The sequence below is a fragment of the Azospirillum baldaniorum genome (assembly GCF_003119195.2).
Lineage (GTDB): Bacteria > Pseudomonadota > Alphaproteobacteria > Azospirillales > Azospirillaceae > Azospirillum > Azospirillum baldaniorum.
In genome coordinates this window covers 309935-333181 of the sequence record NZ_CP022254.1, presented here as the reverse complement: position 1 = coordinate 333181, position 23247 = coordinate 309935, and the positions used below count along the sequence as shown (strand labels likewise).

General features: G+C 68.2%; 25 protein-coding genes. 13 read left to right on the top strand and 12 right to left on the bottom strand.

Features of this window, described 5'->3' with window-relative positions; translation table 11 throughout:
• The first annotated feature begins 71 nt into the window (after nt 1–71).
• A complete protein-coding gene (locus tag Sp245p_RS15885) occupies nt 72–524 on the top strand; it encodes a hypothetical protein (RefSeq protein WP_014197080.1) in 453 nt (150 codons plus the stop codon).
• A gap of 57 nt (nt 525–581) precedes the next feature.
• On the opposite strand, the gene Sp245p_RS15880 is transcribed toward Sp245p_RS15885, so the two are convergent.
• Nucleotides 582–1778 (bottom strand): E22 family MetX-like putative esterase, encoded by a 1197-nt coding sequence (locus Sp245p_RS15880; protein WP_014197079.1) that lies wholly within the window; start codon nt 1776–1778, stop codon nt 582–584.
• Nucleotides 1779–1881: 103 nt separating this feature from the next.
• Complete coding sequence (locus tag Sp245p_RS15875) at nt 1882–2202, bottom strand: heavy metal-binding domain-containing protein (protein WP_014197078.1); 321 nt, start codon at nt 2200–2202, stop codon at nt 1882–1884.
• A 220-nt stretch (nt 2203–2422) separates the two neighbouring features.
• Between Sp245p_RS15875 and Sp245p_RS15870 the strand changes: the two genes are divergently transcribed.
• The 6 genes from Sp245p_RS15870 (at nt 2423) to Sp245p_RS15845 (ending at nt 6621) form a co-directional block, all read left to right on the top strand.
• Entirely contained in the window at nt 2423–3058 is a 636-nt protein-coding gene (locus Sp245p_RS15870) for a hypothetical protein (RefSeq protein WP_014197077.1), read from the top strand.
• Between the two features lie 340 nt (nt 3059–3398).
• Nucleotides 3399–4340: a YqaJ viral recombinase family protein gene (locus tag Sp245p_RS15865; RefSeq protein ID WP_041812244.1), complete on the top strand. Its 942-nt coding sequence runs from the start codon at nt 3399–3401 to the stop codon at nt 4338–4340.
• A 31-nt stretch (nt 4341–4371) separates the two neighbouring features.
• Nucleotides 4372–5184, top strand: a complete 813-nt coding sequence (locus Sp245p_RS15860; protein ID WP_174451208.1) for a hypothetical protein — start codon at nt 4372–4374, stop codon at nt 5182–5184.
• A gap of 90 nt (nt 5185–5274) precedes the next feature.
• Nucleotides 5275–5535, top strand: a complete 261-nt coding sequence (locus Sp245p_RS15855) for a hypothetical protein (protein ID WP_014197074.1) — start codon at nt 5275–5277, stop codon at nt 5533–5535.
• Nucleotides 5536–5574: 39 nt separating this feature from the next.
• Complete coding sequence (locus Sp245p_RS15850) at nt 5575–5895, top strand: hypothetical protein (protein ID WP_014197073.1); 321 nt, start codon at nt 5575–5577, stop codon at nt 5893–5895.
• Nucleotides 5896–5985: 90 nt separating this feature from the next.
• Entirely contained in the window at nt 5986–6621 is a 636-nt protein-coding gene (locus Sp245p_RS15845) for a LysE family translocator (protein WP_014197072.1), read from the top strand.
• 13 nt (nt 6622–6634) lie between these two features.
• On the opposite strand, the gene Sp245p_RS15840 is transcribed toward Sp245p_RS15845, so the two are convergent.
• A complete protein-coding gene (locus Sp245p_RS15840) occupies nt 6635–7744 on the bottom strand; it encodes a sensor domain-containing diguanylate cyclase (protein WP_014197071.1) in 1110 nt (369 codons plus the stop codon).
• Nucleotides 7745–7850: 106 nt separating this feature from the next.
• Nucleotides 7851–10220, bottom strand: a complete 2370-nt coding sequence (locus Sp245p_RS15835) for a Tex family protein (RefSeq protein WP_014197070.1) — start codon at nt 10218–10220, stop codon at nt 7851–7853.
• A 396-nt stretch (nt 10221–10616) separates the two neighbouring features.
• Between Sp245p_RS15835 and hyfB the strand changes: the two genes are divergently transcribed.
• The 6 genes from hyfB to Sp245p_RS15805 are packed head-to-tail and all read left to right on the top strand — an operon-like array spanning nt 10617 to nt 17818.
• Nucleotides 10617–12662, top strand: coding sequence for a hydrogenase 4 subunit B (gene hyfB / locus Sp245p_RS15830; protein WP_165359983.1), 2046 nt, complete (start codon nt 10617–10619; stop codon nt 12660–12662).
• On the top strand, nt 12659–13615 hold the full coding sequence (locus Sp245p_RS15825; protein WP_014197066.1) for a respiratory chain complex I subunit 1 family protein: 957 nt from the start codon (nt 12659–12661) through the stop codon (nt 13613–13615). Before hyfB ends, Sp245p_RS15825 begins: the two co-directional genes overlap by 4 nt.
• Before the next feature lies 1 nt (nt 13616).
• Nucleotides 13617–14279 carry a hydrogenase-4 component E gene (locus Sp245p_RS15820; RefSeq protein WP_014197065.1) on the top strand — a complete coding sequence of 221 codons (663 nt, stop codon included), beginning with the start codon at nt 13617–13619 and terminating at the stop codon, nt 14277–14279.
• Nucleotides 14276–15733: a hydrogenase 4 subunit F gene (locus Sp245p_RS15815; RefSeq protein WP_014197064.1), complete on the top strand. Its 1458-nt coding sequence runs from the start codon at nt 14276–14278 to the stop codon at nt 15731–15733. Before Sp245p_RS15820 ends, Sp245p_RS15815 begins: the two co-directional genes overlap by 4 nt.
• A gap of 10 nt (nt 15734–15743) precedes the next feature.
• A complete protein-coding gene (locus Sp245p_RS15810) occupies nt 15744–17285 on the top strand; it encodes a hydrogenase large subunit (protein WP_014197063.1) in 1542 nt (513 codons plus the stop codon).
• An 11-nt stretch (nt 17286–17296) separates the two neighbouring features.
• Nucleotides 17297–17818, top strand: a complete 522-nt coding sequence (locus Sp245p_RS15805) for an NADH-quinone oxidoreductase subunit B family protein (RefSeq protein WP_014197062.1) — start codon at nt 17297–17299, stop codon at nt 17816–17818.
• A gap of 7 nt (nt 17819–17825) precedes the next feature.
• Here the strand turns inward: Sp245p_RS15805 and mazG are convergent, their stop codons facing one another.
• From mazG to hfq, 8 genes are all read right to left on the bottom strand, one after another.
• Entirely contained in the window at nt 17826–18635 is an 810-nt protein-coding gene (gene mazG / locus Sp245p_RS15800) for a nucleoside triphosphate pyrophosphohydrolase (RefSeq protein ID WP_014197061.1), read from the bottom strand.
• 176 nt (nt 18636–18811) lie between these two features.
• A complete protein-coding gene (locus tag Sp245p_RS15795; RefSeq protein ID WP_014197060.1) occupies nt 18812–19231 on the bottom strand; it encodes a hypothetical protein in 420 nt (139 codons plus the stop codon).
• Nucleotides 19232–19303: 72 nt separating this feature from the next.
• Nucleotides 19304–19570: a hypothetical protein gene (locus Sp245p_RS15790; protein ID WP_129557178.1), complete on the bottom strand. Its 267-nt coding sequence runs from the start codon at nt 19568–19570 to the stop codon at nt 19304–19306.
• 133 nt (nt 19571–19703) lie between these two features.
• Complete coding sequence (locus tag Sp245p_RS15785; RefSeq protein ID WP_014197058.1) at nt 19704–20516, bottom strand: inositol monophosphatase family protein; 813 nt, start codon at nt 20514–20516, stop codon at nt 19704–19706.
• Entirely contained in the window at nt 20513–21043 is a 531-nt protein-coding gene (locus Sp245p_RS15780) for a hypothetical protein (RefSeq protein WP_145644855.1), read from the bottom strand. Before Sp245p_RS15780 ends, Sp245p_RS15785 begins: the two co-directional genes overlap by 4 nt.
• A 97-nt stretch (nt 21044–21140) precedes the next feature.
• On the bottom strand, nt 21141–21425 hold the full coding sequence (locus tag Sp245p_RS15775; protein ID WP_014197056.1) for a hypothetical protein: 285 nt from the start codon (nt 21423–21425) through the stop codon (nt 21141–21143).
• Nucleotides 21426–21597: 172 nt separating this feature from the next.
• Complete coding sequence (hflX, locus tag Sp245p_RS15770; protein ID WP_014197054.1) at nt 21598–22857, bottom strand: GTPase HflX; 1260 nt, start codon at nt 22855–22857, stop codon at nt 21598–21600.
• Between the two features lie 52 nt (nt 22858–22909).
• A complete protein-coding gene (hfq, locus tag Sp245p_RS15765; protein ID WP_035675971.1) occupies nt 22910–23158 on the bottom strand; it encodes an RNA chaperone Hfq in 249 nt (82 codons plus the stop codon).
• Nucleotides 23159–23247 lie beyond the last annotated feature (89 nt).

The window sequence follows — 23247 nt, the reverse complement described above, 5'->3', positions numbered from 1 at the left end:
CCCGCTCCTCAGTGGCAGGCAGTTCATGCTAATAAAGTCCGGTCCTCCTTGCCGGTTCCGCCATTCAGCCCATGAAGGTCATCGCCGTCGTTCCGCTGTTGCTTGTGTTGCTGGCCGTGCCTGCGGCGGCGGACCCGATGCGGGTCGAGCGGACCGATCCCGGCCATTTGCGCGCCTTGAATCGCTCGTCGCTTCCCCCGGAAGTCATTCCGCCCCGCACCCGCTATGTGCGCAGCCAAGCGGTCTACAGCCTGCCAAAGGGGCTCGACGGGTTCACCCGCTACGACGCCGCCTTGTCGCGCCTGTGCCAGCGCGGTGCCTTCGGGCAGGAGACGGACGGCTTCTACTGGGCGCGGACGCCGGACAAGCGTTACGGCGTCGCCTTCTCCGGTGGGGCGAACCTTTCGGACCCGCAGAACAAGCGGAAGACCGGTCAAGTGTATTTCTTCGACGGTCAGGACAGCCGGTGCAACGTCTATGTCGGCGAGCAGTCCAAGCTGATGCCGCATTACGTTGGTCCCTGAGAGCAGACGGAAAACGCCCCGCCGGGCGGTCGTCTCCGGGCGGGGCGGTCGCGCGCGTCACTTCGCCATGAAGGCCGATATCGCATCTCCCGCCTTTGCGATGTTGGCGATGCCGTCGAGATGCCCGAGGCTGGTGGTGATTGCGTCGGTGTAGGTGACCGCGATGCCCTGTTTCTCCAACCGCTCCTTCAGAGGGCGCATGGCGCGCTCCGGCGGGAAGACGAGGTCGTCGGCGGAGGGGATCAGCAGGACCGGCGCCTTGATCTTCGCCAAGCCCTCGTCCAGCGATCCGCCGCCGCCCACCAGGAAGGTCTGGTTGGCCTTCACCAAATACAGGAAGTGGTTGGCGTCGCTGACCGCGGCGCGGGCCGCAGCCGCCTTGTCCAGCCACGCTTCGATGGCGTACTGGTTGTTCATGCTGGCGGCGGGGTCCTTGCCTTCCTCCGCCCAACCGCGGCCGAAGGTGGCGTCCGCCCATTTCCAGTGGCGGGCGTGCAGGGTCACCAGCTTCAACGCCTCGGTCAGCCCAGCCTTGGGCTCCGCCTTGCCGTAGTAATCGCCGCCCTGCCAGTTCGGATCGACGCGGATCGGGGCCGCCCACAAGTTCAGCCAGCCGATCAGGAAGGGATCGGCCTCGGCCCCGCCGATCACCGCGACCACGCGCTTGACCATCTCCGGATGGGTGGCGCCCCATTCCAGCGCCTGGAGCGATCCCATGGACCCGCCCATCACCGCGTGCAGAGACTTGACATTGAGGCTGTCCAGCAACGCTTTCTGAACATTGACGAAATCGCGGATGGTGACGACCGGGAAGCTCATGCCGTAGGGCTTGCCGGTGTCGGGATTGACGCTGGCCGGGCCGGTGGTGGTGACGGTCGGGTCCTTCGGCGACAGGTTCACCAGCGTGTCGGAACTGATGATGAAGAACTTGTCGGTGTCCAGCGGCTTGCCCGGACCGATGATGGAGTCCCAATAGCCTGGGGCCGGATCCTCCATCTTGTACTTGCCGGCGGCGTGGCTGTTGCCGCTGAAGAAATGGGTGACGAGGATGACGTTGTCCCTGGCGTCGTTCAGCTTTCCGTAGCTTTCCCAGCCGATCCGGACGTTCTTGATCGTGCCGCCGCCCACCGTGGTGTAGGACGGCATCTCGAACACCTTCTTCTCCACGAGGCCCTCGAAGGCCAGGGCCGGCGCCGCGCAGAAGAGCCCGGCGGCCAGAGCTAGGCCGCCGAGCCGTTTCGCCAGAGAACGCATGTCGTCCCTCCCGTTTCTCAGGTCCCTATCGATGCGGGGAGGGAGTGTAAGGAGGTGCGACCGCCCGTCCAGGCGGGCAATCGGCCTAAACGGTTGGGGGAGTTCAGCCCAGCCGGACGGCGGTTCCGTTGATGGAGACCATCAGCATGCCGTTCTCCTTGCCCAGCACCTCGTAATCGATGTCCACGCCGACGATGGCGTCGGCGCCCAGTGCCCGCGCGGCGTCCTGCAAATCGGCGAAAGCGGCCTCGCGGGCGTCGCGCAGCGCGTTCTGGTAGCCGCCGGCCCGGCCGCCGACGATGTCGCGGATGCCGGAGAACAGGTCGCGGAACATGTTCACGCCGAGGATCGCCTCGCCGGCGACCATGCCCAGATACTGGGTGACGGGACGGCCTTCGACGGTGTCGGTGCTGGTGACGATCATCGGTTCCTCCGGAAGTGATTTCGCGCCCTCCAGATGGCGGCGCGCACGGCGTGTCGCAATGGGTGGGAAAAGGACGCAGCCGGAGGGGAGAGGAGTTCGACGCGATACTGCGAAATCGCAGCGCATCCTCGGCGAAATTGCGACATAAGCGAAGAAACCTTGCGCGTTCCTCCAACGTTCTCTCTTATATGGGTGCTCTTTCGGCGGGGAGGACGGCGGCATGGACGACACACGGCGGGCGATCCTGCGCTGGATGACCGGCGTGATGGAGGCTCAGGGCTGGAGCGCCGGGGCCTGGGCGCGGCTGGCCGAGGTCACGCCGACCAACATCACGCGCTTCCTGCGCGATCCGGCGCGGGGCAGCGTCCCCAGCGCGGAAACCCTGGGCCGCTTGGCCCGCGTCGCCGGATCGGAACCGCGATTCCTCGATGACGCCGCCTACCAAGCCGTGGCACGGGTGCCGCTGCTGTCGGTCGAGCAGGTGCGCAACTTTCTGGAATTGGGGCGGAGGGCCGGGGAAGCCTTCATCGCCGCGGCTTTGACGAGCGGGGCGCGGGGCATCGCCGTGGACCGCCCGGCCTCGCGCCGCGCCTTCGCATTGACCATCGCCTCCTCCAGCCTGAATGCCGCCGGGGTCCTGCCGGACGACTGCGTGGTGCTGGAACCGCTGGATGTGCTGGCTCCGCAGGCCGGCGACGTGGTGGTTACGGTGGGCGATGGAACGGTGTGCGGTTACCGTTTTTTTCCGCCCCATCTGCTGCCGGTCAGCACTGATCCCGGCTGCCGCCCGACTCCCATCGAACGCGCCAACGTCGCCGGTGTTGCCGTTCACATCACGCGCTGCCTGCGCGCCTGATCGCGCGTATTTGGCGGGAATCTGGAAGAAAAGCCGCCGATTCCGGCGGTGAAATTCTTTTCCACAAACCCCTTTGAGACCACGAATCCATACCCATCTGTGCCGAGTCGCCCGATTCGGTCACAGCGGGACCGCGGCTGCGCTGCATTCTACTTAGTTTTTTGAAAAGGTTCGAAGATTCGATCCTACGGTCAAGCCGCAGGTTCTCTTTTTGTTCTTGAATCCTGCATGTTCGCAGCCCATATTCACGATACGGTTTATGGTTAACGGCGATGGCGCTGCGAAGACGCATCGACGCGAAGCCAGGGACGCACTGAAACGGCTGGGGGCCGGCAGGGGAATGGCGATTACGGACGCGCAACGTGCCGCGCGGGCAGGGCGTATCGGGTCTTCCGACGCCACCCGCGTCATGGCGGGCGACTGGCTGAATCTGTGGCGCGAGAAGACGGGGCGGTCGACGCCGGCCGACCTGGACCTCGTCGCCGCGGTGCAGATCGGCATCGCGACTGAACATCTGCATCCCCGCTTCGTGGAGAAGGCCACCGGCCTTCCCTGCGTGCCGGCGGAACGGACCTGGGTCCATCCGGAGCATGAGTGGATGGTTGCCCACCCGGATTTCCTGACCTGGGAGGGTGACACGGACACCGGTGAGCCGGACACGCTGGTGGAAGCGAAATTCACCGGCGGCTTCCAGACGGATGCGGATCTGGCCCAGCGCTACCACTGGCAGGTTCAGCACCAATTGGTGGTCACCGGGCTGGACCGGGCGATGCTGTCGATCCTGCGCCCCACCGGCCACGCGCTCGTCCGCGTGCCGCGGCGGGAGGCGGATTGCGGGCGGCTGATGGAGACGCTAAACGCCTTCTGGTGGCACGTCGCCAACGACGTGGAACCCGGCGATCCGCTGCCCGCGGAGGCGCCGGCCTATGAAACCCGACGGGTGGTCGACATGGCCCGGCACAACCGCTTCGCCGCCCTGGCCGCGGAGCTGGTGGACCGCCGCGCCGCCGCCCTCGCCGTCCGTGAAGCGGAGGCCGCCCTGAAGGCGCTGATGCCCGCCGACGCGCGCATCGCGTTCGTGGCGGGGGATGAGCCGGGCCGCGGCCTGTACCTCGCCCGTGACCGCGAGGGACGCCTGTCGCTGCGCTACGGCGCGCCGCCGCGGCGGGCGCTCGACACCGCCGAACCGTGGCGGCCCGCCACGGCCGATCCGTCCCCTGACCCGAGCCTGGACGCTGTGCTCAGCGGCGGCTGGGGTGAGGGGAGAGACGAACGCTACTGATCAAAAGGGGAACCCGACGACCATGGGACGCATGAGCAAGACCGACACCGTTGCCGAAACCGAGAAGACCGTCAGCACGGCCGCTCCGAAGGTCGCGGGTTCCCAGACCGCCACCGCAGGGCCCGCCACCGTGGATTCCGCCACCCCGGACCCCATGCATTTGTGGAACCGGCTGAAGCGGACCGACCCGAAGGCGACCAAGCCCTTCACCCGCTCCGGCGGCTTCCGCGGCACGCAGATCGACCCGACCTGGCGCCTGATGATGATGACCGAGGTGTTCGGTCCGGTCGGCAAGGGCTGGGGCTATGAGCAGATGGATTGGACCATCGCCGAGCGCATGATCTTCATCTGCGCCCGCGTCTGGTACCTCGACCCGGAGACGGGCGAGAAGTGCTGGACCGGCCCGCAGTGGGGCGGCACGGAGATGGTCCGCCGCCGCAACGGCATCGAGGCGCCCGACGACGAGTGCTTCAAGATGTCGATGACCGACGCGGTGGGCAAATGCCTCGTCCAGCTCGGACTCGCCGCGGACGTCCATATGGGCCAGTTCGACGACAGCAAGTACCGGGAGGAGGCCGAGGCCTTCTACGCCGCCAAGTCCAACCCGGACCTGCAGCCCGCCGCCATCGCCGCCTTCGAGGAGGAGATCCGCAAGCGGCTCGGCGCCTGTCTGGACCTGGACGACCTGGAGGAGCTGTGGCGCACCGGCGCCGGCACCCGCCTGCGTGAGATCGGCACGGTGGACCGCACGGCCCAGCACCGCATCACCAGCCTGTTCGCCCAGAAGAAGGCGGAAATCCTGAAGCAAGACGACGACGAGGGCGGCGATCTGGAGGCCGCCTGAGCCACGCCATTCCCGCGGCGTGGAAGGGAGAAGCCCTGAATGACACCCGCAAGCAGCACCACTGAACGTTCCCCAAGCGGTTTGTTCCGCATGAGCGCCTGGGAAGGCGAGATGGAGCGCAGCTACCCGCAGCTTCCGCGCTGGTACTGGAACGAGGCGGAACGCCGCAAGCAGTATGCCCGCTGGGTCGAGGCTGAGGCGGAATCGCTGGCTCTGCGGCTGGCCGGACTGCTCCGCCCCGACACCCCGGCGGACTCCGCCGGCCCGGCCCGCCTGCTGGTCGAATCGCTGGCCCGCGACGCCGAATGGGCGCGCAGCCTGGAAGACCGGCTGCTCCGCAACGCCGCGTGACCAGGAGGCCGCCTGATGTTTAAGAAGGATGCACGCGCCATGACCATCGAAGAGGTCCAGTCCCGGCTGCGCGCGGCCCACGCCCGCATCGGGCATGAGGGACGCTTCGCCCTGACCCTCACCCTGAACGGGACCGAGGACGGCTACATCACCCACTGGTTCCGCCCCGACCCGCATGCCTTCGAGGACTGCCGGGCGGTCGGTTCCGGTTCGATCGCCGAGTGCCTCGCCGCGCTCGACCGCTATGTGGAAACCTACCGGCGCAAGCCGACGGCCGAGGAGGTCGGGCGGACGATCGGCCTCCCCGACATGCCCCCGCGCGCCCATCACGGCACGAGCTTTCTGATGGCCGCGGAGTGAGCGGGCAGGGCGCCTGCGATCATTTTGTCGGCTGACGATCCCGTTCGCCATCCATAAACTGCGGTTTTCCCGAACAGCGGAGCCGCAGCCATGGATGGGTCCGTTCTTGCCCTTTTGAGCGTTCTCGGCGCCTTGGCCATCGGCGCCATCAGCCCCGGCCCCAGCTTTGTCCTGGTGGCACGCACCTCCATCGCCGTGTCGCGTGGCGCCGGTGTTGCCGCCGCCGTCGGCATGGGGGCCGGCGGCGTGGTCTTCGCCACCTTGGCCCTCCTCGGTCTGCACGCCCTGCTGATCCAGGTCGAGTGGCTCTATTTGATCCTGAAAGTCGCAGGCGGCCTTTACCTCGTCCATCTGGCGGTGCGGATTTGGCGGGGAGCGGCGGAGCCTGTCCGCGTTCCGGATGGCGCCGCCGAGTCCCACGGCATCTTGCGCTCCTTCGGGATCGGGCTGGCGACGCAGATCAGCAATCCGAAGACCGCCATCGTCTACGCCAGCATCTTCGCGGCCCTTCTGCCGGCCTCGCCGCCGGCCTGGGTTCTGCTGGCGCTGCCGCCCGCCGTGTTCCTGGTCGAGACGGGCTGGTACGCCATCGTCGCCGTGGCATTCTCCGCCGGCCGCCCCCGCGCCGCCTATCTGCGGTCCAAGGCGTGGATCGACCGGCTGGCGGCCTCGGTCATCGGCGCGCTGGGCATTCGGTTGGTGATGGACGCGGCGAAGCCGTCCTGACCCTCGCCGTCGCTCAGGCCGTGCCCAGTTCCAGCCGGTTCTTGCCCAGGCGCTTGGCGCGGTACATGGCCTGATCGGCGCAGCGCAGCAGAACACCGGCGTCGGCCCCATCCGACGGGTAGAAGGCCATGCCCACGCTGGCCGACACCGACAGGTCAAGGCCGGGCAGGGGCCGGTCGATGGAATCGATGACTTTTTCCGCCACGGCCCGGGCGTTCTCGACGGAGATGTCCCCCTCCAGCAGGACGGCGAACTCGTCGCCGCCGATGCGGGCGGTGGTGTCGCTGTTGCGCAGCGCGCCGGACAGGCGCTGCGCTGTGGTCACCAGCACCTCGTCGCCCTTCTGGTGACCGTGGGTGTCGTTGACCTCCTTGAACCCGTCGAGGTCGAGGAAGAGCAGGGCAAAGCTCTTGTCCTCGCGCTTGGCGCGGGCAATGGCGTGCTCCAGCCGGTCCTCGAAGCGGATGCGGTTGCACAGGCCCGTCAGCGCGTCGTGCCCGGCCAGATAGCGCAGCCGCTCCTCCAGATGGTGCTGGGCGGTGGTGTTGCGGGCAATCCCCTCCACCCCGATGGGACGCCCGGCGGGATCGCGGCGGATGTAGGCGTTGGCGGAAATCCAGAAGGTGGTGCCGTCCTGCCGCCGCATCGGCATGCGGTGGTCGCGGACCTCGCCGCCCGCTTCCTCCAGCGCCGCGAGGAATTTGGCGCGCCCATCCTCCTCCACGTAATGATCGGCGATGCGGGTGCCGATCACCGTCTCCGGAGTAAGACCGAACTCCCGCGCGAACTGGGGGGAGGCCATGCTGACCCGACCGTCGAGATCCGTGCGGAAAAAGGCGTCCGGCAGCTTTTCGATGACCGAGCGGAGATCGGCCTCCGACTGGGCCAGCCGCTCCAGCGTGGAGCGCAAGGCGTCCTCCGACCGGGTGCGGCGCTGGAACTCCTGGCGTATGAAACCCCATAGGACCAGGGCGGTGAACAGAACGAAGGCGGTGCCCTTGACGTTCTGGATCAGCACCACCTCGTCCAGACCGGCAGCGTCCAAAAGGCGGTCGGACCCCACCACCCACGCGGTGGCGAGGACCGCGTACAGTCCGACGATTCGGGTTGCCGAAGAGAACATGGGCGCCTATGCGGTTGGCGTCGGTGCACACTAGCCTTTGGCGCACGAACCGTCCATGGGGAGAGTACCGGAGTGTGTCCGGCACCCGCCCCACGCTTCCTGAGCCTTACCGCTTCTTGCCGGCCTGCGCCCGCGCGAAGGCTTCGGCGAAGGCGTTGTTGACGGGCTCCGGCGCCTTCGCCGGTTTGGGGGCCGGCTTCGGAGCGGAGCCGCCCTTGCCGGGCGGCGGACCGCGGCGGTCGTCCCGGCGCTTGTCGTCGCCACGCTGGCCTTCCGCACGGCCTTGGCCACGCTCGGGGCGGGGGGCGGCGTCGGTCAGGCGCATGGTCAGGCCGATGCGCTTGCGCGGAATGTCGACCTCCATCACCTTGACCTTCACGATGTCGCCGGCCTTCACGACGGTGTGTGGGTCCTTCACGAAGCTGGTGGACAGCTGCGAGATGTGGACCAGCCCATCCTGGTGCACGCCGATGTCCACGAAGGCGCCGAAGGCGGTGACGTTGGTCACCACCCCTTCCAGAACCATGCCGGTCTGGAGGTCCTTCAGCTCCTCGACGCCCTCTTGGAAGGTGGCCGTCTTGAACTCCGGACGCGGGTCGCGGCCGGGCTTCTCGAGCTCCTTCAGGATGTCCTCGATGGTCGGCACGCCGAACCGCTCGTCGGTGAAATCCTCGGCGTTCAGCCCGCGCAGGAAGCGGGCGTCGCCGATGACGCTGCCCAGATCCTTGCCGGTCTTCTTCAGGATGCGCTCGACCAGCGGGTAGGCCTCGGGGTGGACGGCGGAGGTGTCCAGCGGGTTGTCGCCCTCGCGGATGCGCAGGAAGCCGGCGGCCTGCTCGAAGGTCTTCGGGCCGAGGCGCGCCACGTCGAGCAGCTGCTTGCGCGACCGGAAGGCGCCGTTGCGGTCGCGGTGCTCCACGATGTTGCGGGCGATCGTCTCGTTCAGGCCGGACACGCGGGTCAGCAGCGGAACGGACGCCGTGTTCAGATCGACGCCGACCGCGTTCACGCAGTCCTCAACCACCGCGTCCAGCGAGCGGGCGAGCTTGCCGCCCGACACGTCGTGCTGGTATTGGCCGACGCCGATGGACTTCGGCTCGATCTTCACCAGCTCGGCCAGCGGGTCCTGAAGGCGGCGGGCGATGGAGACGGCGCCGCGCAGGCTGACGTCCAGCTTCGGGAACTCCGCCGCCGCGGTCTCCGACGCGGAATAGACCGACGCGCCGGCTTCGCTGACCACCAGCTTGGTGAGCTTCAGCTCCGGATGGCGCTTGAACAGGTCGGCGACCAGCTTGTCCGTCTCGCGGCTCGCCGTGCCGTTGCCGATGGAGATCAGCTCCGCCTTGTGGCGCACCGCCAGGGCGGCGATGGCGGCGATGGCGCCGTCCCAGTCGTTCCTCGGCTGGTGCGGGTAGACGGTGGCGGTGTCGACCAGCTTGCCCGTGGCGTCGACCACGGCGACCTTCACGCCGGTGCGGATGCCGGGGTCGAGGCCGATGGTCGTGCGCGGGCCGGCCGGGGCGGCCAGCAGCAGGTCGTGCAGGTTGCGTGCGAAGACGCGGATGGCCTCGTCCTCCGCGCGTTCCCGCAGGTCGCCCATCAGGTCGGTCTCGACATGCGGGCCGATCTTCAGCTTCCAGGTCCAGCGGACCACGTCGGACAGCCACTTGTCGGCCGGGCGGCCCTGGTCGCGGATGCCGGTGTGGGCGGCGATGGTGCGCTCCGCCGGGTGGGGCTGTCCCTCCTCGACCGGCAGGTCCAGGCGGATGTCCAGCACGCCCTGGGTCCGGCCGCGGAACAGCGCCAGCGCGCGATGCGAGGGCACCTTCGCCCAGGGTTCGTCGAACTCGAAGTAATCGGAGAACTTGGCGCCTTCGGCCCGCTTCTCCTCGATCACCTTGGAGGTCACCACGCCCTTGTCGGCCATGGTGGCGCGCAGCCGGCCGACCAGCTCGGCGTCCTCGCCGAAGCGCTCCACCAGGATGTGGCGAGCGCCGTCGAGCGCCGCCTTGACGTCGGCCACACCCTTGTCGGCGCTGACGAAGCCGGCGGCCTCGGCGTCCGGCTGGAGCGAGGGATCGGCGAGAAGCCGGTCGGCCAGCGGCTCCAGTCCCGCCTCGCGGGCGATCTGCGCCTTGGTGCGGCGCTTCGGCTTGTAGGGCAGGTAGAGGTCTTCCAGGCGCGTCTTGGTGTCGGCCTGACGGATCTGCAGCTCCAACTCCGGCGTCAGCTTGTCCTGCTCGCGGACGGAGGACAGGATCGCCGCGCGCCGGTCCTCAAGCTCGCGCAGGTAGGACAGCCGTTCCTCCAGCGTGCGCAACTGCGTGTCGTCGAGCCCGCCCGTGGCCTCCTTGCGGTAACGGGCGATGAAGGGGACGGTCGATCCTTCGTCGAGCAGCTTGACGGCCGAGGCGACCTGGGATTCACGGACCGAAAGCTCGTCGGCGATGCGTTGGCTGATGGACGTGGACGGCATGGAGGACCGGTGACTGGTGAAAGGGAAGGGTGCCTCCTATAGCGCGAAGGGGGCCTTCCCGGCCAGTGCCGATCTGGGAGAGGCCGGGGAGACCGGTCCGGAGTGGACGCGCGAATCCGGAGCCCGATTCTTGCGAAAAAGTATAGTTAAAGAAAAACCTCGCACGATTCACGCGTCGTTAACCTTAACGGGCGCATATCTTCCCCTGCAACTTGGTTGCGTTTCCTCCCGAACAGACTCCGGCGGCTCCCGAATTGGGGAGCCGCCTTTTTTCTGTGCGCGTGTCGCCCAAAGCACGCGCACTCGCAAGATGAACGCGACAGAGTTTTTCCCCTTGCGTTCATTGGGAGAAACATCCTTACTGATTGTGGGTCTAATCCAAACGGATTCGCTGCCTTGGGACTGGTCGTTTCGGCAATCGCCTTCCTGTTCGCAGTGGCCGTCCTCGGCGCCGCGGCGAAGCGGCTGCCGCAGGCGTCCACGGTGGTCTATGGCGGAACGGCGGCGGCCTGCGCGCTGATCGCGCTGTGGGCGGCGCTCCGGCTGGCCGGGGGCGGGCCGGACGCGGCGCTGGTGTTGCCGGTCGGGCTGCCCTGGATCCAGGCCCATCTGCGCGCCGACGCGCTGTCCGCCGTCTTCCTGATCGTCGTCAATCTGGGCGGCATCACCGCCAGCCTGTTCGGCTGGGGGTACGAGCGGGCGCATCACGATTCTCACAGCGGTCCTCAGGGCGGCTCTCAGGATGGCCCTGTCCTGCCTCTCTACCCGCTGTTCCTGGCGGGCATGAACATGGTGCTGATCGCCGCCGACGCCTTCACCTTCCTGCTGTCCTGGGAGTTCATGTCGCTGGCCTCCTGGCTGCTCGTGCTCTCCACGCACCGGGAGCCGGAAACGCCGAAGGCCGCGCGCCTCTACATCATCATGGCGAGCTTCGGAACGGCCTGCCTGCTGCTGGCCTTCGGGGTCCTCGCGACGGCGCACGGCGACTACAGCTTCGCCGCCATCCGCGACCACGCTCCGGCGGCGGGGGCGGCGGCGCTGGTCGTCGTGCTGATCCTGCTGGGGGCGGGATCGAAGGCCGGGCTGGTGCCGCTGCATGTCTGGCTGCCGCTGGCGCATCCGGCGGCCCCCAGCCACGTGTCGGCCCTGATGTCCGGCGTGATGACCAAGGTGGCCGTCTACGCGATGATCCGCGTGCTGTTCGACCTGCTGGGCGAGCCGGACTGGTGGTGGGGCGGCGTGACCATGGGATTCGGCGCGCTGACCGCCGTGATGGGCGTGCTCTACGCGCTGATGCAGGACGACGTGAAACGGCTGCTCGCCTATTCCACGGTGGAGAACATCGGGGCCATCGTCATCGCGCTGGGGCTGGCTCTGGTCTTCAAGGCCGCCCACACGCCGGTGATCGCCGCGCTCGCCCTGGCGGCGGCGCTGCTCCATGTGGTCAACCATTCCCTGTTCAAGAGCCTGCTGTTCTTCGCGGCGGGCGCCATGCTGACCGCCACCGGATCGCGCGACCTGAACCGGCTGGGCGGGCTGATCCACCGGATGCCGACCACCGCCGTCCTCGCGCTGATCGGCGCCACGGCGATCTCGGCCCTGCCGCCGCTGAACGGCTTCGTCGGGGAATGGCTGCTGTTCCAGGCCATCCTGAACGCCCCGGCCCTGTCGGAATGGTCGCTGAAGATCGAGATCGCCGTGGTCGGCGCCGCCCTGGCGCTCGCCACCGCGCTTGCTGCCGCCTGCTTCGTCCGGCTCTACGGCATCGCCTTCCTGGGCCGTCCGCGGTCGCGCGCCGCGGGGGAGGCGGTGGAGGTCGGGCGGGCGATGCGGCTGGGCATGGCGGTCCCGGCGGTGCTCTGCGTCGTTCTCGGCGTCCTGCCGACCCCGCTGATCCGCCTGTTCGAGCCGGCGCTGCGCCTGCTGGTGGAGGCCGGGCCGTTCGATGGCCGCGCCTACCAGCCGTGGTTCTGGCTGGCACCGACCTCGGCCATCGGCAACTCCTACAACGGCCTGATCATGCTGGTGGTGATCGCGCTGCTGTCGGTCGTGCTGGTGCTGGGCATCCACCGCAAGGCAAGCGACCGGGTGCGCTGGTCGATCCCCTGGGGCTGCGGCTTCGACGGGCCGGACCCGGCGGCGGTCACCCAGTACACGGCCTCCAGCTTCGGCCAGCCGATCCGCCGCGCCTTCGGCAGCACGGTGTTCCGCGCCCGCGACCATGTGGACATGCCGGCGCCGGGCGACACGCGCCCCGCCCGCCTGTCGGTGACCTGGACCGACCCGGCCTGGGTCGTGGTGGTCGAGCCGCTGTCCCGCGCGGTGGGCTGGCTGGCCGAGAAGGCCAACCGGTTGCAGTTCCTGACCATCCGCCGCTACCTGACCCTGATGTTCCTGGCGCTGGTCGTGCTGCTGGTGATGGTGGCGGTGACGCAACGATGACGCTGCTGCTCGCCACCTTCTACCAGATCCTGCAGATGCTGCTGGTGCTGGCCCTGGCGCCCCTGCTGACCGGCTGGGTGCGGCTGGTCAAGGCGCGGCTGGTCGGGCGGCGGGGGCCGTCGATGGCCCAGCCCTACCGCGACCTGCTGCGGCTGCTGCGCAAGGAGGTGGTGCTGGCGCGCAACGCCTCCTGGCTGTTCCGCGCCGTGCCCTACATGATGTTCACGGCGATTTGGCTGGCCGCCGGGTTGGTGCCGGTCTTCACCACGCAGTTGGCGCTCGCCCCCACGGCGGACCTGATCGCGCTGATCGCCCTTCTGGGCTCGGCGCGCTTTTTCCTGGCGCTCGCCGGGATGGACACGGGGACGAGCTTCGGCGGCATCGGCTCGTCGCGCGAGATGATGATCGCAGCGCTCGCCGAACCGGCGATGCTGATGATCGTCTTCTCGGTGGCGATCCTGGTCCGCAGCACCTCGCTGGCCGAGATCGCCGATTTCATGTTGTCCGGCGCGGTCGGGCTGCGCATCTCCCTGGCCCTGGCGCTGATTGCATTGGTGATGGTGGCGATCGCCGAGAACGCGCGCATCCCCATCGACAATCCGGCCACGCACCTGGAACTGACCATGGTGCACGAGGCCATGGTGCTGGAATATTCGGGCCGTCACCTCGCCCTGGTCGAGGCGGCGAGCATGCTCAAGATGCTGCTCTACATGGCGCTGATCGCCTGCGTCTTCGCGCCCTGGGGCATGGCGACCGCCGGGTCCGGCGTGGCGGCGGCGCTGGGCGGCGTGGCCGTCTTCGTGGCGAAGCTGGCCGTCGGCGGGACCCTGCTGGCGCTGTTCGAGACCTCCATCGCCAAGATGCGCGTCTTCCGGGTCGGCGAGTTCCTGGGCGGCGCCCTGCTGCTGAGTCTGCTCGGCGCGATCTTCCTCTACGTGTCGCGGGGGGTGTGAGGTGAGCGACCTGGGTTATGACGTCGCGCACATGCTGGGAGCCGTCGTCCTGCTGATGAGCTTCGCTCTGCTCTACCAGCGGCGGCTGTTCTCCCTTCTCAACGTCTTCACCATGCAGGCGCTCGCCCTGACCGCCACGGCGGCGTGGCAGGCCTACTCCCACGGGGAGCCGCATCTCTACATCACGGCGCTGCTGACGCTGGTCCTCAAGGCCATCCTGATCCCGGTGGCGCTGCACCGCATCGTCGTGAAGATGAAGATCCACCGCACCATAGAACCGGCACTGGGCATCGGGCTGACCATGGTGGCGGGCGTGTCGCTGGTCACCCTGTCGATCTTGCTGGTGCTGCCGGTGACGGCGGACGCCACCGCCCTGACCCGCGAGAATCTGGCGCTGTCGCTGTCGGTCGTCCTGCTCGGCCTGCTGATGATGATCTCCCGGCGCAACGCGGTCAGCCAGGTGGTCGGCTTCATGTCGATCGAGAACGGGCTGATCCTGGCGGCGGTCGGGGTCGCCGGCATGCCGCTGGTGGTCGAGATGTCGGTGGCCTTCTCCGTCATGGTGGCCTTCATCATCTTCGGCATCTTCCTGTTCCACATCCGCGAGCGGTTCGACACGCTCGACATGCAGAAGATCGAGAGCTTCCGGGGGGAGAGCGATTGAGCGCCGTCGCCGTCATCGTCGCCACCCCGCTGATCGGCGCCGCCGTCCTCGCCCTGGTTCCCGGCCACCGGCTGGGGGCGCGGCTGAACATCGGCTTCTCCGCCGTCACGCTGCTGGCGTCGCTGGTCCTGTTCGGGCTTGAGCCGTCGAGCGGCGCGCTGTTCGTGGTGGACGCCTTCAACATCTACCTGATCGCGCTCACCGCCTTCGTCGGGCTGACCACCAGCGTCTTTTCCGCCGGCTACATCGCCCACGAGATCGCGGTGGGCAAGCTGGACGAGCGCAAGCTGCGCTTCTACCACGCCATGTATCAGGCCTTCATGTTCACCATGCTGCTGGCCCTGTCAGCCAACAACCTGGGCGTCATGTGGGTGGCGGTGGAGGGGGCGACGCTGACCACCGTGCTGATGGTCAGCCTGTACCGCACCGCCGCCAGCATCGAGGCGGCGTGGAAATACTTCATCCTGTGCGGCGTCGGCATCGCGCTCGCCCTGTTCGGCACCATCCTGATGTACATGGCCGCCCAGCCGGTGATGGGGCCGGGCATGGCGGCGATGACCTGGACGGAGTTGATGGGCCACGTCGCCAAGATCAGTCCGGCGATCCTCAACCTCGCCTTCGTCTTCCTTCTGATCGGCTACGGCACCAAGGTCGGGCTGGCGCCGTTGCACGCCTGGCTGCCCGATGCCCACGCGGAGGGGCCGACGCCGATCTCCGCGGTGCTGTCCGGCCTGCTGCTCAACGTGGCGCTCTACGCCGTGCTGCGCTTCAAGATGCTGCTGGCGGCGAACGGGCAGGCCATCGCGCCGGGGCCGCTGATGATCGCCATGGGGCTGGCCTCGCTGCTGCTGGCCGGGCTGATGCTCTACCGGCGGCGCGACGTGAAGCGCTTCTTCGCCTACAGCTCCATCGAGCATATGGGCATCATCACCTTCGCCTTCGGCATGGGAGGGCCGCTCGCCAACTTCGCCGGGCTGCTGCACATGGCGATGCACAGCCTGACCAAGTCGGCCATCTTCTACGCGGTCGGCCACGCCGTTCAGGTGACGGGCACGCAGCGGATCGAGCGGATTTCCGGCCTGACGGTCAGCCATCCGGCGCTCGGTTGGGGCCTGCTGGCCGGGGTGGTGGCCATCGCCGGTCTGCCGCCCTTCGGCGTGTTCATGAGCGAATTCCTGCTGGTCACCAGCACCTTCGCGCGGGAACCGCTGCTGGCCCTGCCGCTGGTCGTCGGCATCCTGGTCGCCTTCGGGGCGCTGGTGCTGCGGGTCCAGCAATTGTGCTTCGGCGCGCCCGGCACGGTGGAGGGCAGTGGCGTCCCGGTGGCATCGGTGCCGCTGGAGGGAACGCTGGTTCCGCTTTACGCGCATCTGGCGCTGGTTCTGGTGGCGGGGGTCTGGCTGCCGGGACCGCTGGTCGCGTGGTTCCAGACCGTCGCGGCGCTGCTGGGGTAGGGGAGGCGGCATGTACGGGGAAGAACCGCTGTTCGGCCTGTTGAACCGCATCGGCACGCCGGTCGAGGGGCACCGGCCCTGGCCGCGCTACCGGCTGGGCCGCGACGGCTGGCTGCGCCTGATCGAGGGGCTGGCGGGCAACGGCTGGAGCCTGCTCGGCCTGTGGGGGGAACCGAAGGCGGTCCACGCCGCCTTCCGCGAGGATTTCTCCGGCGACATCGCGGCGGTCAGCCTCGACTGCCCGCAAGGCCGCTTCCCGAGCCTGAGCGCCGTGCGGCCCGCCGCCAACCGCCTTGAGCGCGCCGCCCACGACCTCTACGGCTTGGTGGCGGAGCGCACCACTGACCCGCGCCCCTGGCTGGACCACGACGCCTGGGGTGTGCGCCGCCCGCTGTCGGAGCAGCCGGCGGCGCCGGTGCCCAACCCCGGCCCTTACACCTTCCTGCCGGTGGAAGGCGACGGGCTGCACCAGATTCCGGTCGGCCCCGTCCACGCCGGCATCATCGAGCCCGGCCATTTCCGCTTCACCGCCAACGGCGAGACCGTCGTCCGGCTGGAGGAGCGGCTCGGCTATGTCCACCGCGGGGTGGAGGGGCTGATGCAGGGCAGGCCGGTGGCGGAAGCGGCGAAGCTGGCCGCCCGCATCTCCGGCGACGCGACGGTGGCGCACAGCCTCGCCTTCGCCCGTGCGGTGGAGGCGGCGCTCGGCGTCGAGGTGCCGGCGAGGGCGGTGTGGCTGCGCGCCCTGATGGCCGAGCTGGAGCGGATCGCCAACCATCTCGGCGACATTGGGGCGATCTGCAACGACGCCGCCTTCGCCTTCATGCTGGCCCAGACCAGCCAGTTGCGGGAGCGCGTGCTGCGCACGGCGGACGCCTGCTTCGGGCACCGTCTGATGATGGACCGGGTGATCCCCGGCGGCGTTGCCACCGACCTGCCGGAACGCGGCGCCGGCCTGCTGCTGGAGCTTGTCGCCGAACTGCGCAAGCGCTTCCCGCCGCTGGTCGCCATCTATGACGGCAAGGCGTCCCTGCAGGACCGCACGGTCGCCACCGGGTTCGTGTCCGCGGAGCTGGTCACCCGCTTTGGCGCCGGCGGCCATGTCGGGCGGGCCTCCGGCCGTGACCAGGACGCCCGCCGCAGCCCCGGCTACGCACCCTACGATGAGCTGAGTTTCGAGGTGCCGGTGCTGACCGAGGGCGACGTGAACGCCCGCGTCTGGGTCCGCATCCGCGAGGTGGAGCAGTCTTTGTCGCTGATCGAGCAGATCGTCGCCCGCCTGCCGGCGATCTCGCGCGGCCTCGACCACCCGTCGGTCCCGCTGGAGGCCGGCCGGGGCGGGGAGGGCATGGCCCTGGTCGAATCCTTCCGCGGCGAGATTCTGACCTGGGTGCGGCTGGAGGGGGAGGGCACAGTCGCCCGCTGCCACCCGCGCGACCCGTCCTGGTTCCAATGGCCGTTGCTGGAGGCGGCCATCGGCGGCAACATCGTTGCCGACTTCCCGCTGTGCAACAAGTCGTTCAACTGTTCCTACGCGGGACACGACCTGTAAGGAGGCCGCCGATGCTGAAGCACATCCTGACCTCCCTGACCGGCGGCCCGGTCACCGAAACCGCTCCGGCCCCCGCCGATCCGGCTTTGGCGGAACTGGCCGGAAAGCTGGACAAGGCCGCCAAGGCCCGGCTGGGCCGCAGCCTGTCGATCCGCGAGGTCGATGCGGGGTCCTGCAACGGCTGCGAGCTGGAAATCCACGCGCTGAACAACCCGATCTACGATCTGGAGCGCTTCGGCATCCGCTTCGTTGCCTCGCCGCGGCACGCCGACGTCCTGCTGGTCACCGGCCCGGTCGCCCGCAACATGCGCGAGGCGCTGGTCCGCAGCTGGGACGCTACGCCCGGCCCGAAATGGCTGGTGGCCTGCGGCGACTGCGCGGTCAGCGGCGGGCTGTTCGCCGGTGGCTACGCCTGCGTCGGTCCGGTGGAGGAGGTGCTGCCGGTGGACCTGCGCATTCCCGGCTGTCCGCCGCGGCCGGCCGATCTGCTGGCCGGCCTGCTGGCCCTGCTGGAGACCAGCGCCGCGAAGTGATGGCGGTTCAGGACTCGCCGCGTTCCTCGCGCTTGGCCTGCTGCCAGAAGGCCTCCATCTCGTCCAGCGTCGCCTCCTTGGGCGTGCGGCCCTGTTCGGACAGCAGCGCCTCGATGCGGTGGAAGCGCCGTTCGAACTTGGCGTTGGTGCCGCGCAGCGCCGATTCCGGCTCGACCTTCAGGCGGCGGGCGAGGTTGACCAGAGCGAAGAGCAGATCACCCAGTTCGTCGGCCACCCGGTCCGGGGCGGAGCCGCTGTCCATCTCATGCCGCAGTTCGCGAACCTCCTCCTCGATCTTGTCGAGGATATCCCGCGCGTCGGTCCAGTCGAAGCCGACGCGGGCGGCGCGGTTCTGAAGCTTGAGGGCGCGGGTGAGGGCAGGGAGACCGGCGATCACGCCCTCCAGGGCGGACGGGGCGCGGCCTTCCTCGGCAGCCTTGGCGGCGCGCTCGGCGGCCTTGTGGTCTTCCCAGCGCGAGGTCTGCATGTCGGCGCCCTTGACCTCCTCGGCACCGAAAACGTGCGGGTGGCGGCGGATCATCTTGTCGGCGATGACGCCGGCAACCTCGTCGAAGTCGAACAGAGTCTCCTCGCGGGCCATCTGGCTGTAATAGACCACCTGGAAGAGCAGGTCGCCCAACTCCTCGCGCAGCGCCGACATGTCGCCTTTCTCGATGGCGTCGGCCACCTCGTAGGCTTCCTCGATCGTGTGCGGCGCGATGGTGGCGTAGGTCTGCTCCAGATCCCACGGGCATCCGCCGTTGGGGTCGCGCAGGCGGGCCATGACGTCGATCAGGCGGTCGATGTTGCGGGCCATGGAAAGGTCTTCTTCGGCAGCGGGATGGGACGGAAAGCGACCTTAGCCGACGCATGGCAGTGAGAAAAGAAGGCAGGCCTTGCCGGTCGACAAAAATCATATAAGTGAGATTATGGAAAATAAGACCGTAAGGAAGCGAGGAGGGGGCTTCCGGCCACCCTCCGTTCTTCGGTGCCTCAGCCGCCGCGAAACCCCTTCAGGCTTTCTGCGGGTGGTGGCGGCGGAAAATCCGCGTTACGGGCGGCCTGGATCAGCGATTCCACGAAAGACCGGTAAGGATCGCCGGAGGTCTCGGGGGCCTTCGCCGGTTCGATCGGTGCGTCATAGCCAGTGTCGCTCGGAGTAAGCGCTCCATACTCCGAGCTTTCCAGCCTCGGCGACAGGAAAATCGAATGGGTCGTCGTGTCCGGCTCGCCGACATGACGTTGGGAGGGCTTCAACGAGAAATTCCCATCGGCGTCCGGCATCGACAGGATCATCACCCCATGCTCCACCGTCTCCTTGTCCCGTGCGTTCTGTCGCGCGTCGGCGTCGAAGGCGCTTCGTGGATAGATGCTCTCGATGCTCAAGGGGTCGTGGATATTGGCCTTTTGCATGGATCACCCGCCGTTGTTGCGTTGGTCCAACACAGGGTGGCGGTGGCGGGTTCCGAGGGACCGCGGGCCTTTTCACTCCATGGAATGCGCCTGCGTGGCGGGCCGCGCCTTCCGGCGCTGCGGCGGTGCCACGCTGAGCACCGGCTCGGCGTCGATCGCGCGAACCACCTCGTGATCCAAGGCGACGTCCGCGGTTTCGGGGTCGGTGGAACATTGCGCCGCGCCGGCGGCCGAGGCCGTCCCGCCCGAAGGCTGACATTCGGCGATCCGCTCCGCGCAAGCCGTGGGCGCCAGCAGTGACGCCACCAACAGCACGCGCTTCAGGGCAATGGCCTTCATGATCGGGCGCTCCGCAAGGCTCACGGCGGCCGTTTCCGGCATCCTGGCACTATAAGGCCGTCGTGCCCGCGGAGTTCCCGCCGAATCCGGTCCCCACCGCAGGACGTGTGCGGTAGTCCGGTGCGCCCCCGCCTTAGCCGAACAGATGCCGGTGCATCGCCTCCCAACTCGCGCGGTCGGGGGTCAGCATCACCCCACCGTTGAGGACGGTCGGACGATAGGGCGAGCCGTCGAACAGCGCGCTGTAGCCGCCGGCCTCCGCGTGGAGCAGAACGCCCGCCGCGTGATCCCACGGCATCAGGCGATGGTACATCGAGAAATGCGCCCGGCCGTCGAGCAGGCGCAGATACTCCTGCGCGGCGCTGGACAGGCAGACGCGGGGACCCAGGGAACGGCCGCGCTCGTCCAGCTGGCGTCCGAGATCCTCGGCGCAGAATCGCGTCGACAGGGCTCCGGTCATCTCGGTCAGGGGGACCGCCGGGGCGACCGTGACGCGCTTGCCATTCAAATAGGCGCCCTGCCCTTTCACCGCCGTGGCGATGCGCCCGTCGCACGGATCGTAGATCCAGCCGGCCAGCGTCTCGCCGCGGCAGGCCAGGGCGATGATCACGGCGAAGAGCGGGCGCCCGTTCGCGAAGTTCAGGGTGCCGTCGATCGGATCGATGATCCAGACCGGCGCGTCGCCGTGGATTCGGTCGAGCAGGGACTTGTCCTCGGAGACGGCCTCCTCCCCCACCACCGTGCTGCCGGGAAGCAGGTCCAGCAGGCGCGGCGTGAGGGCGCGTTCGCCCGCCTCGTCGGCCAGGGTCACGAGATCGGCCGGCCCGGTCTTCTCACGGATGCCGGCGTTCGCCAGATCGCGGAAATAGGGAAGAATCTCGCTCTCCGCGACCTCGCGGATGATCGCGGAGACGCGGTCGACGTCAGGAATCGGAAAATTCGTCACGGTTTCGGTGCCGCTTTGTTGGATCGGGGGTCGAGTCTCAGAACCGTTCCGCCATCCTTCGGCGGTTCCGGCAGCATGACTTTGCCGTCCAGGCCACTGTCTTTCAACGCTTTGACCAGCGCGTCATAGGTGGCCTGATCGGCCGCGGGGTTCGGGGCGGGCGGCGTGCCGGTCAAGGGGCCGGGTTCCGGCGGTTTGCGCGGCGCGTTCGGATCGGGCGGGGGCTGCGGCGTGTCGCGCGCCTCCCGCGTCTCCTCCTTGGGCGGCGGCGGGGGCGGACGCCACAGGCGGAAACAGTCGGTGAAGGTGGCTTCCTTGCAGGCCTTCAGCAATTCCTTCGGGTCCGGCGCCACGACCAGCGGGCTGAACGGGGCGGGAGGAAACTCCGCGGGCTCCGGCGGCAAGGGATCTTCCGGCGCGACCGGCGGTTCCTCCACGAATCCCGGTGGCAACACCCGCTCGGCGGCTGTGGCGGTGCCCGCGAAGGTCAGAAACGCCAGGGACAGGAGAGCGATCGGGACGCGCAAGGGAATCCGGAAAAAGAAGGCGGGCCGAGCGTCCATTATGGCGCCCTGCCCGCTGCATAGCCACGGACAAATCCTTGTCCCGGCACACCCGCCTCCGTCAGGAGCGCGGCAGGCTTTCGCTCGGGGTGGCGTGCAGCGCCCAGGCGGCCAGTTCGGACCGCAGGGCGGCAATCTTGCTGCTTTCCGTCGGGTTGGTTTCCTTGCGCCAGGCGTCACTGATGATTTCCAGAAGACGGGCGCGGCCGGCGTTGTCGCGCGACAGTTCCTGGATGCGCAGCACCGCGGCACCGGGCGACAACTGCTCCTGCCGGGCGACCAGGGTCACCTGATCGGCCAGGAAGGCGGTGATCGAAAAGTGTGTTGGATCGGTCTGCAAACGCATAGGCGGGCCTCCTCCCGGGGATAACCCATCGGCTCCCCGTGTCGAATATCGGGGGCGCGTTGGGAAAAGGCTACACCTCGGACGTCGTAGGACGGGGCTGAAATCGGGCGCGTCATGTCGTCGCACGTGCACGAACGAATTATGACGCGCCCGACTCCTTTATGGCGAAAGATCAGCCGTGCACGAACCGCTTCTCGAAACGGGCCAGATCCGCCGGGTCGATGGCCACCTGGATGTGGGCCTGGACCTCGTCGTCCCGCCGTTCCAGCACCTCACCTTTTGCATAGAGCCACGCGAGCGCCGCCCCGTCCCCCAACTCCACGGACAGGTCCACCACATGGCGGTGAGCGTTCATCCGCTGGTCGAGCAGCCGGTCGAGATCGGCGATCCCCGCCCCCGACAGGGCGGACACCGCGACGGCGCGCGGGTTGCGGGCCGTCTGGGCCAGGATCGCCTCGCGGGATTCGTCATCCAGCGCGTCGATCTTGTTCAGCACCTCGATCACGCGGTCGTCGGCGTCCGGGTCGATGCCCATGTCGCTCATGACCTCGTGCACGTCGGCCTTCTGGGGCTCGCTGTCCTGGTGGGACACGTCGCGGACATGCAGGATGATGTCGGCGGCGTCGACCTCCTCCAGCGTGGCGCGGAAGGCGGCGACGAGGCCGTGCGGCAGGTCGGAGATGAAACCCACGGTGTCCGACAGGATCACCTTGCGCCCGGACGGCAGGGTCACCTGACGCATCGTCGGGTCCAGCGTGGCGAACAGCAGGTCCTTGGCGAAGACGTCGGCGTTGGCCAGCCGGTTGAACAGCGTCGACTTGCCGGCGTTGGTGTAGCCGACCAGCGCCACCACCGGGTACGGCACCTTGGCGCGGGCCTTGCGGTGCAGGCCGCGGGTGCGGCGGACCTCCTCCAGCTCCTTCTTGATCTTGACGATGCGGTCGCCGATCAGGCGGCGGTCCATCTCAAGCTGGGATTCGCCGGGGCCGCCGAGGAAGCCGAAACCGCCGCGCTGGCGTTCCAGGTGGGTCCAGGAGCGGACGAGGCGCGACTTCTGGTAGGTCAGGGCGGCCAGTTCGACCTGGAGCATGCCTTCGCGCGTGCGGGCGCGGGCGCCGAATATCTCCAGGATCAGACCGGTGCGGTCGATGACCTTGACCTTGAGGGCCTTTTCCAGATTGCGCTGCTGCACCGGCGACAGCGCGTGGTCGAGGATGACGAGGGATGCCTCCGTCTCCTCCACGATCTGGGCAAAATGCTCCACCGTCCCCGACCCGAGAAGGATCGAAGGCTGCGGGCGGTTCACCCGCGCGCATTCGGCGTGCACAACCTCCAGATCGATGGCGCGGGCAAGGCCCACCGCCTCGTCCAGGCAGGATTCGGGATGGCGCAGGACCCCGTCCGCCTCACTGCGGAGGACGGGGTGGACCACGATGGCGCGGCCGGAGGCATCAGGCGTCCGGCCGTTGCCATTGGTCGAAAGATCAGACGTTTTCACCTTCCTTGGGCGGCTCGAAAAGTTGGATCGGATGCGCGGGCATCACGGTGGAGATGGCGTGCTTGTAGACGAGCTGCGAATGCGCATCGCGCCGCAGCAGTACCGAGAAGTTGTCGAACCAGGTGATGATTCCCTGAAGTTTAACACCGTTCACGAGGAACACGGTCACGGGAGTCTTGTTCTTGCGGACGTGGTTGAGGAACACGTCCTGCACATTTTGGCTTTTTTCAGACATTTTATGTCGCCCCCTTCTTCAGTGTTTTTTGGGGCCCCTTGTTAGAAGCCCGCCCCCTGCAGCGATAAGGTCATGGTTGGTCGCAACCG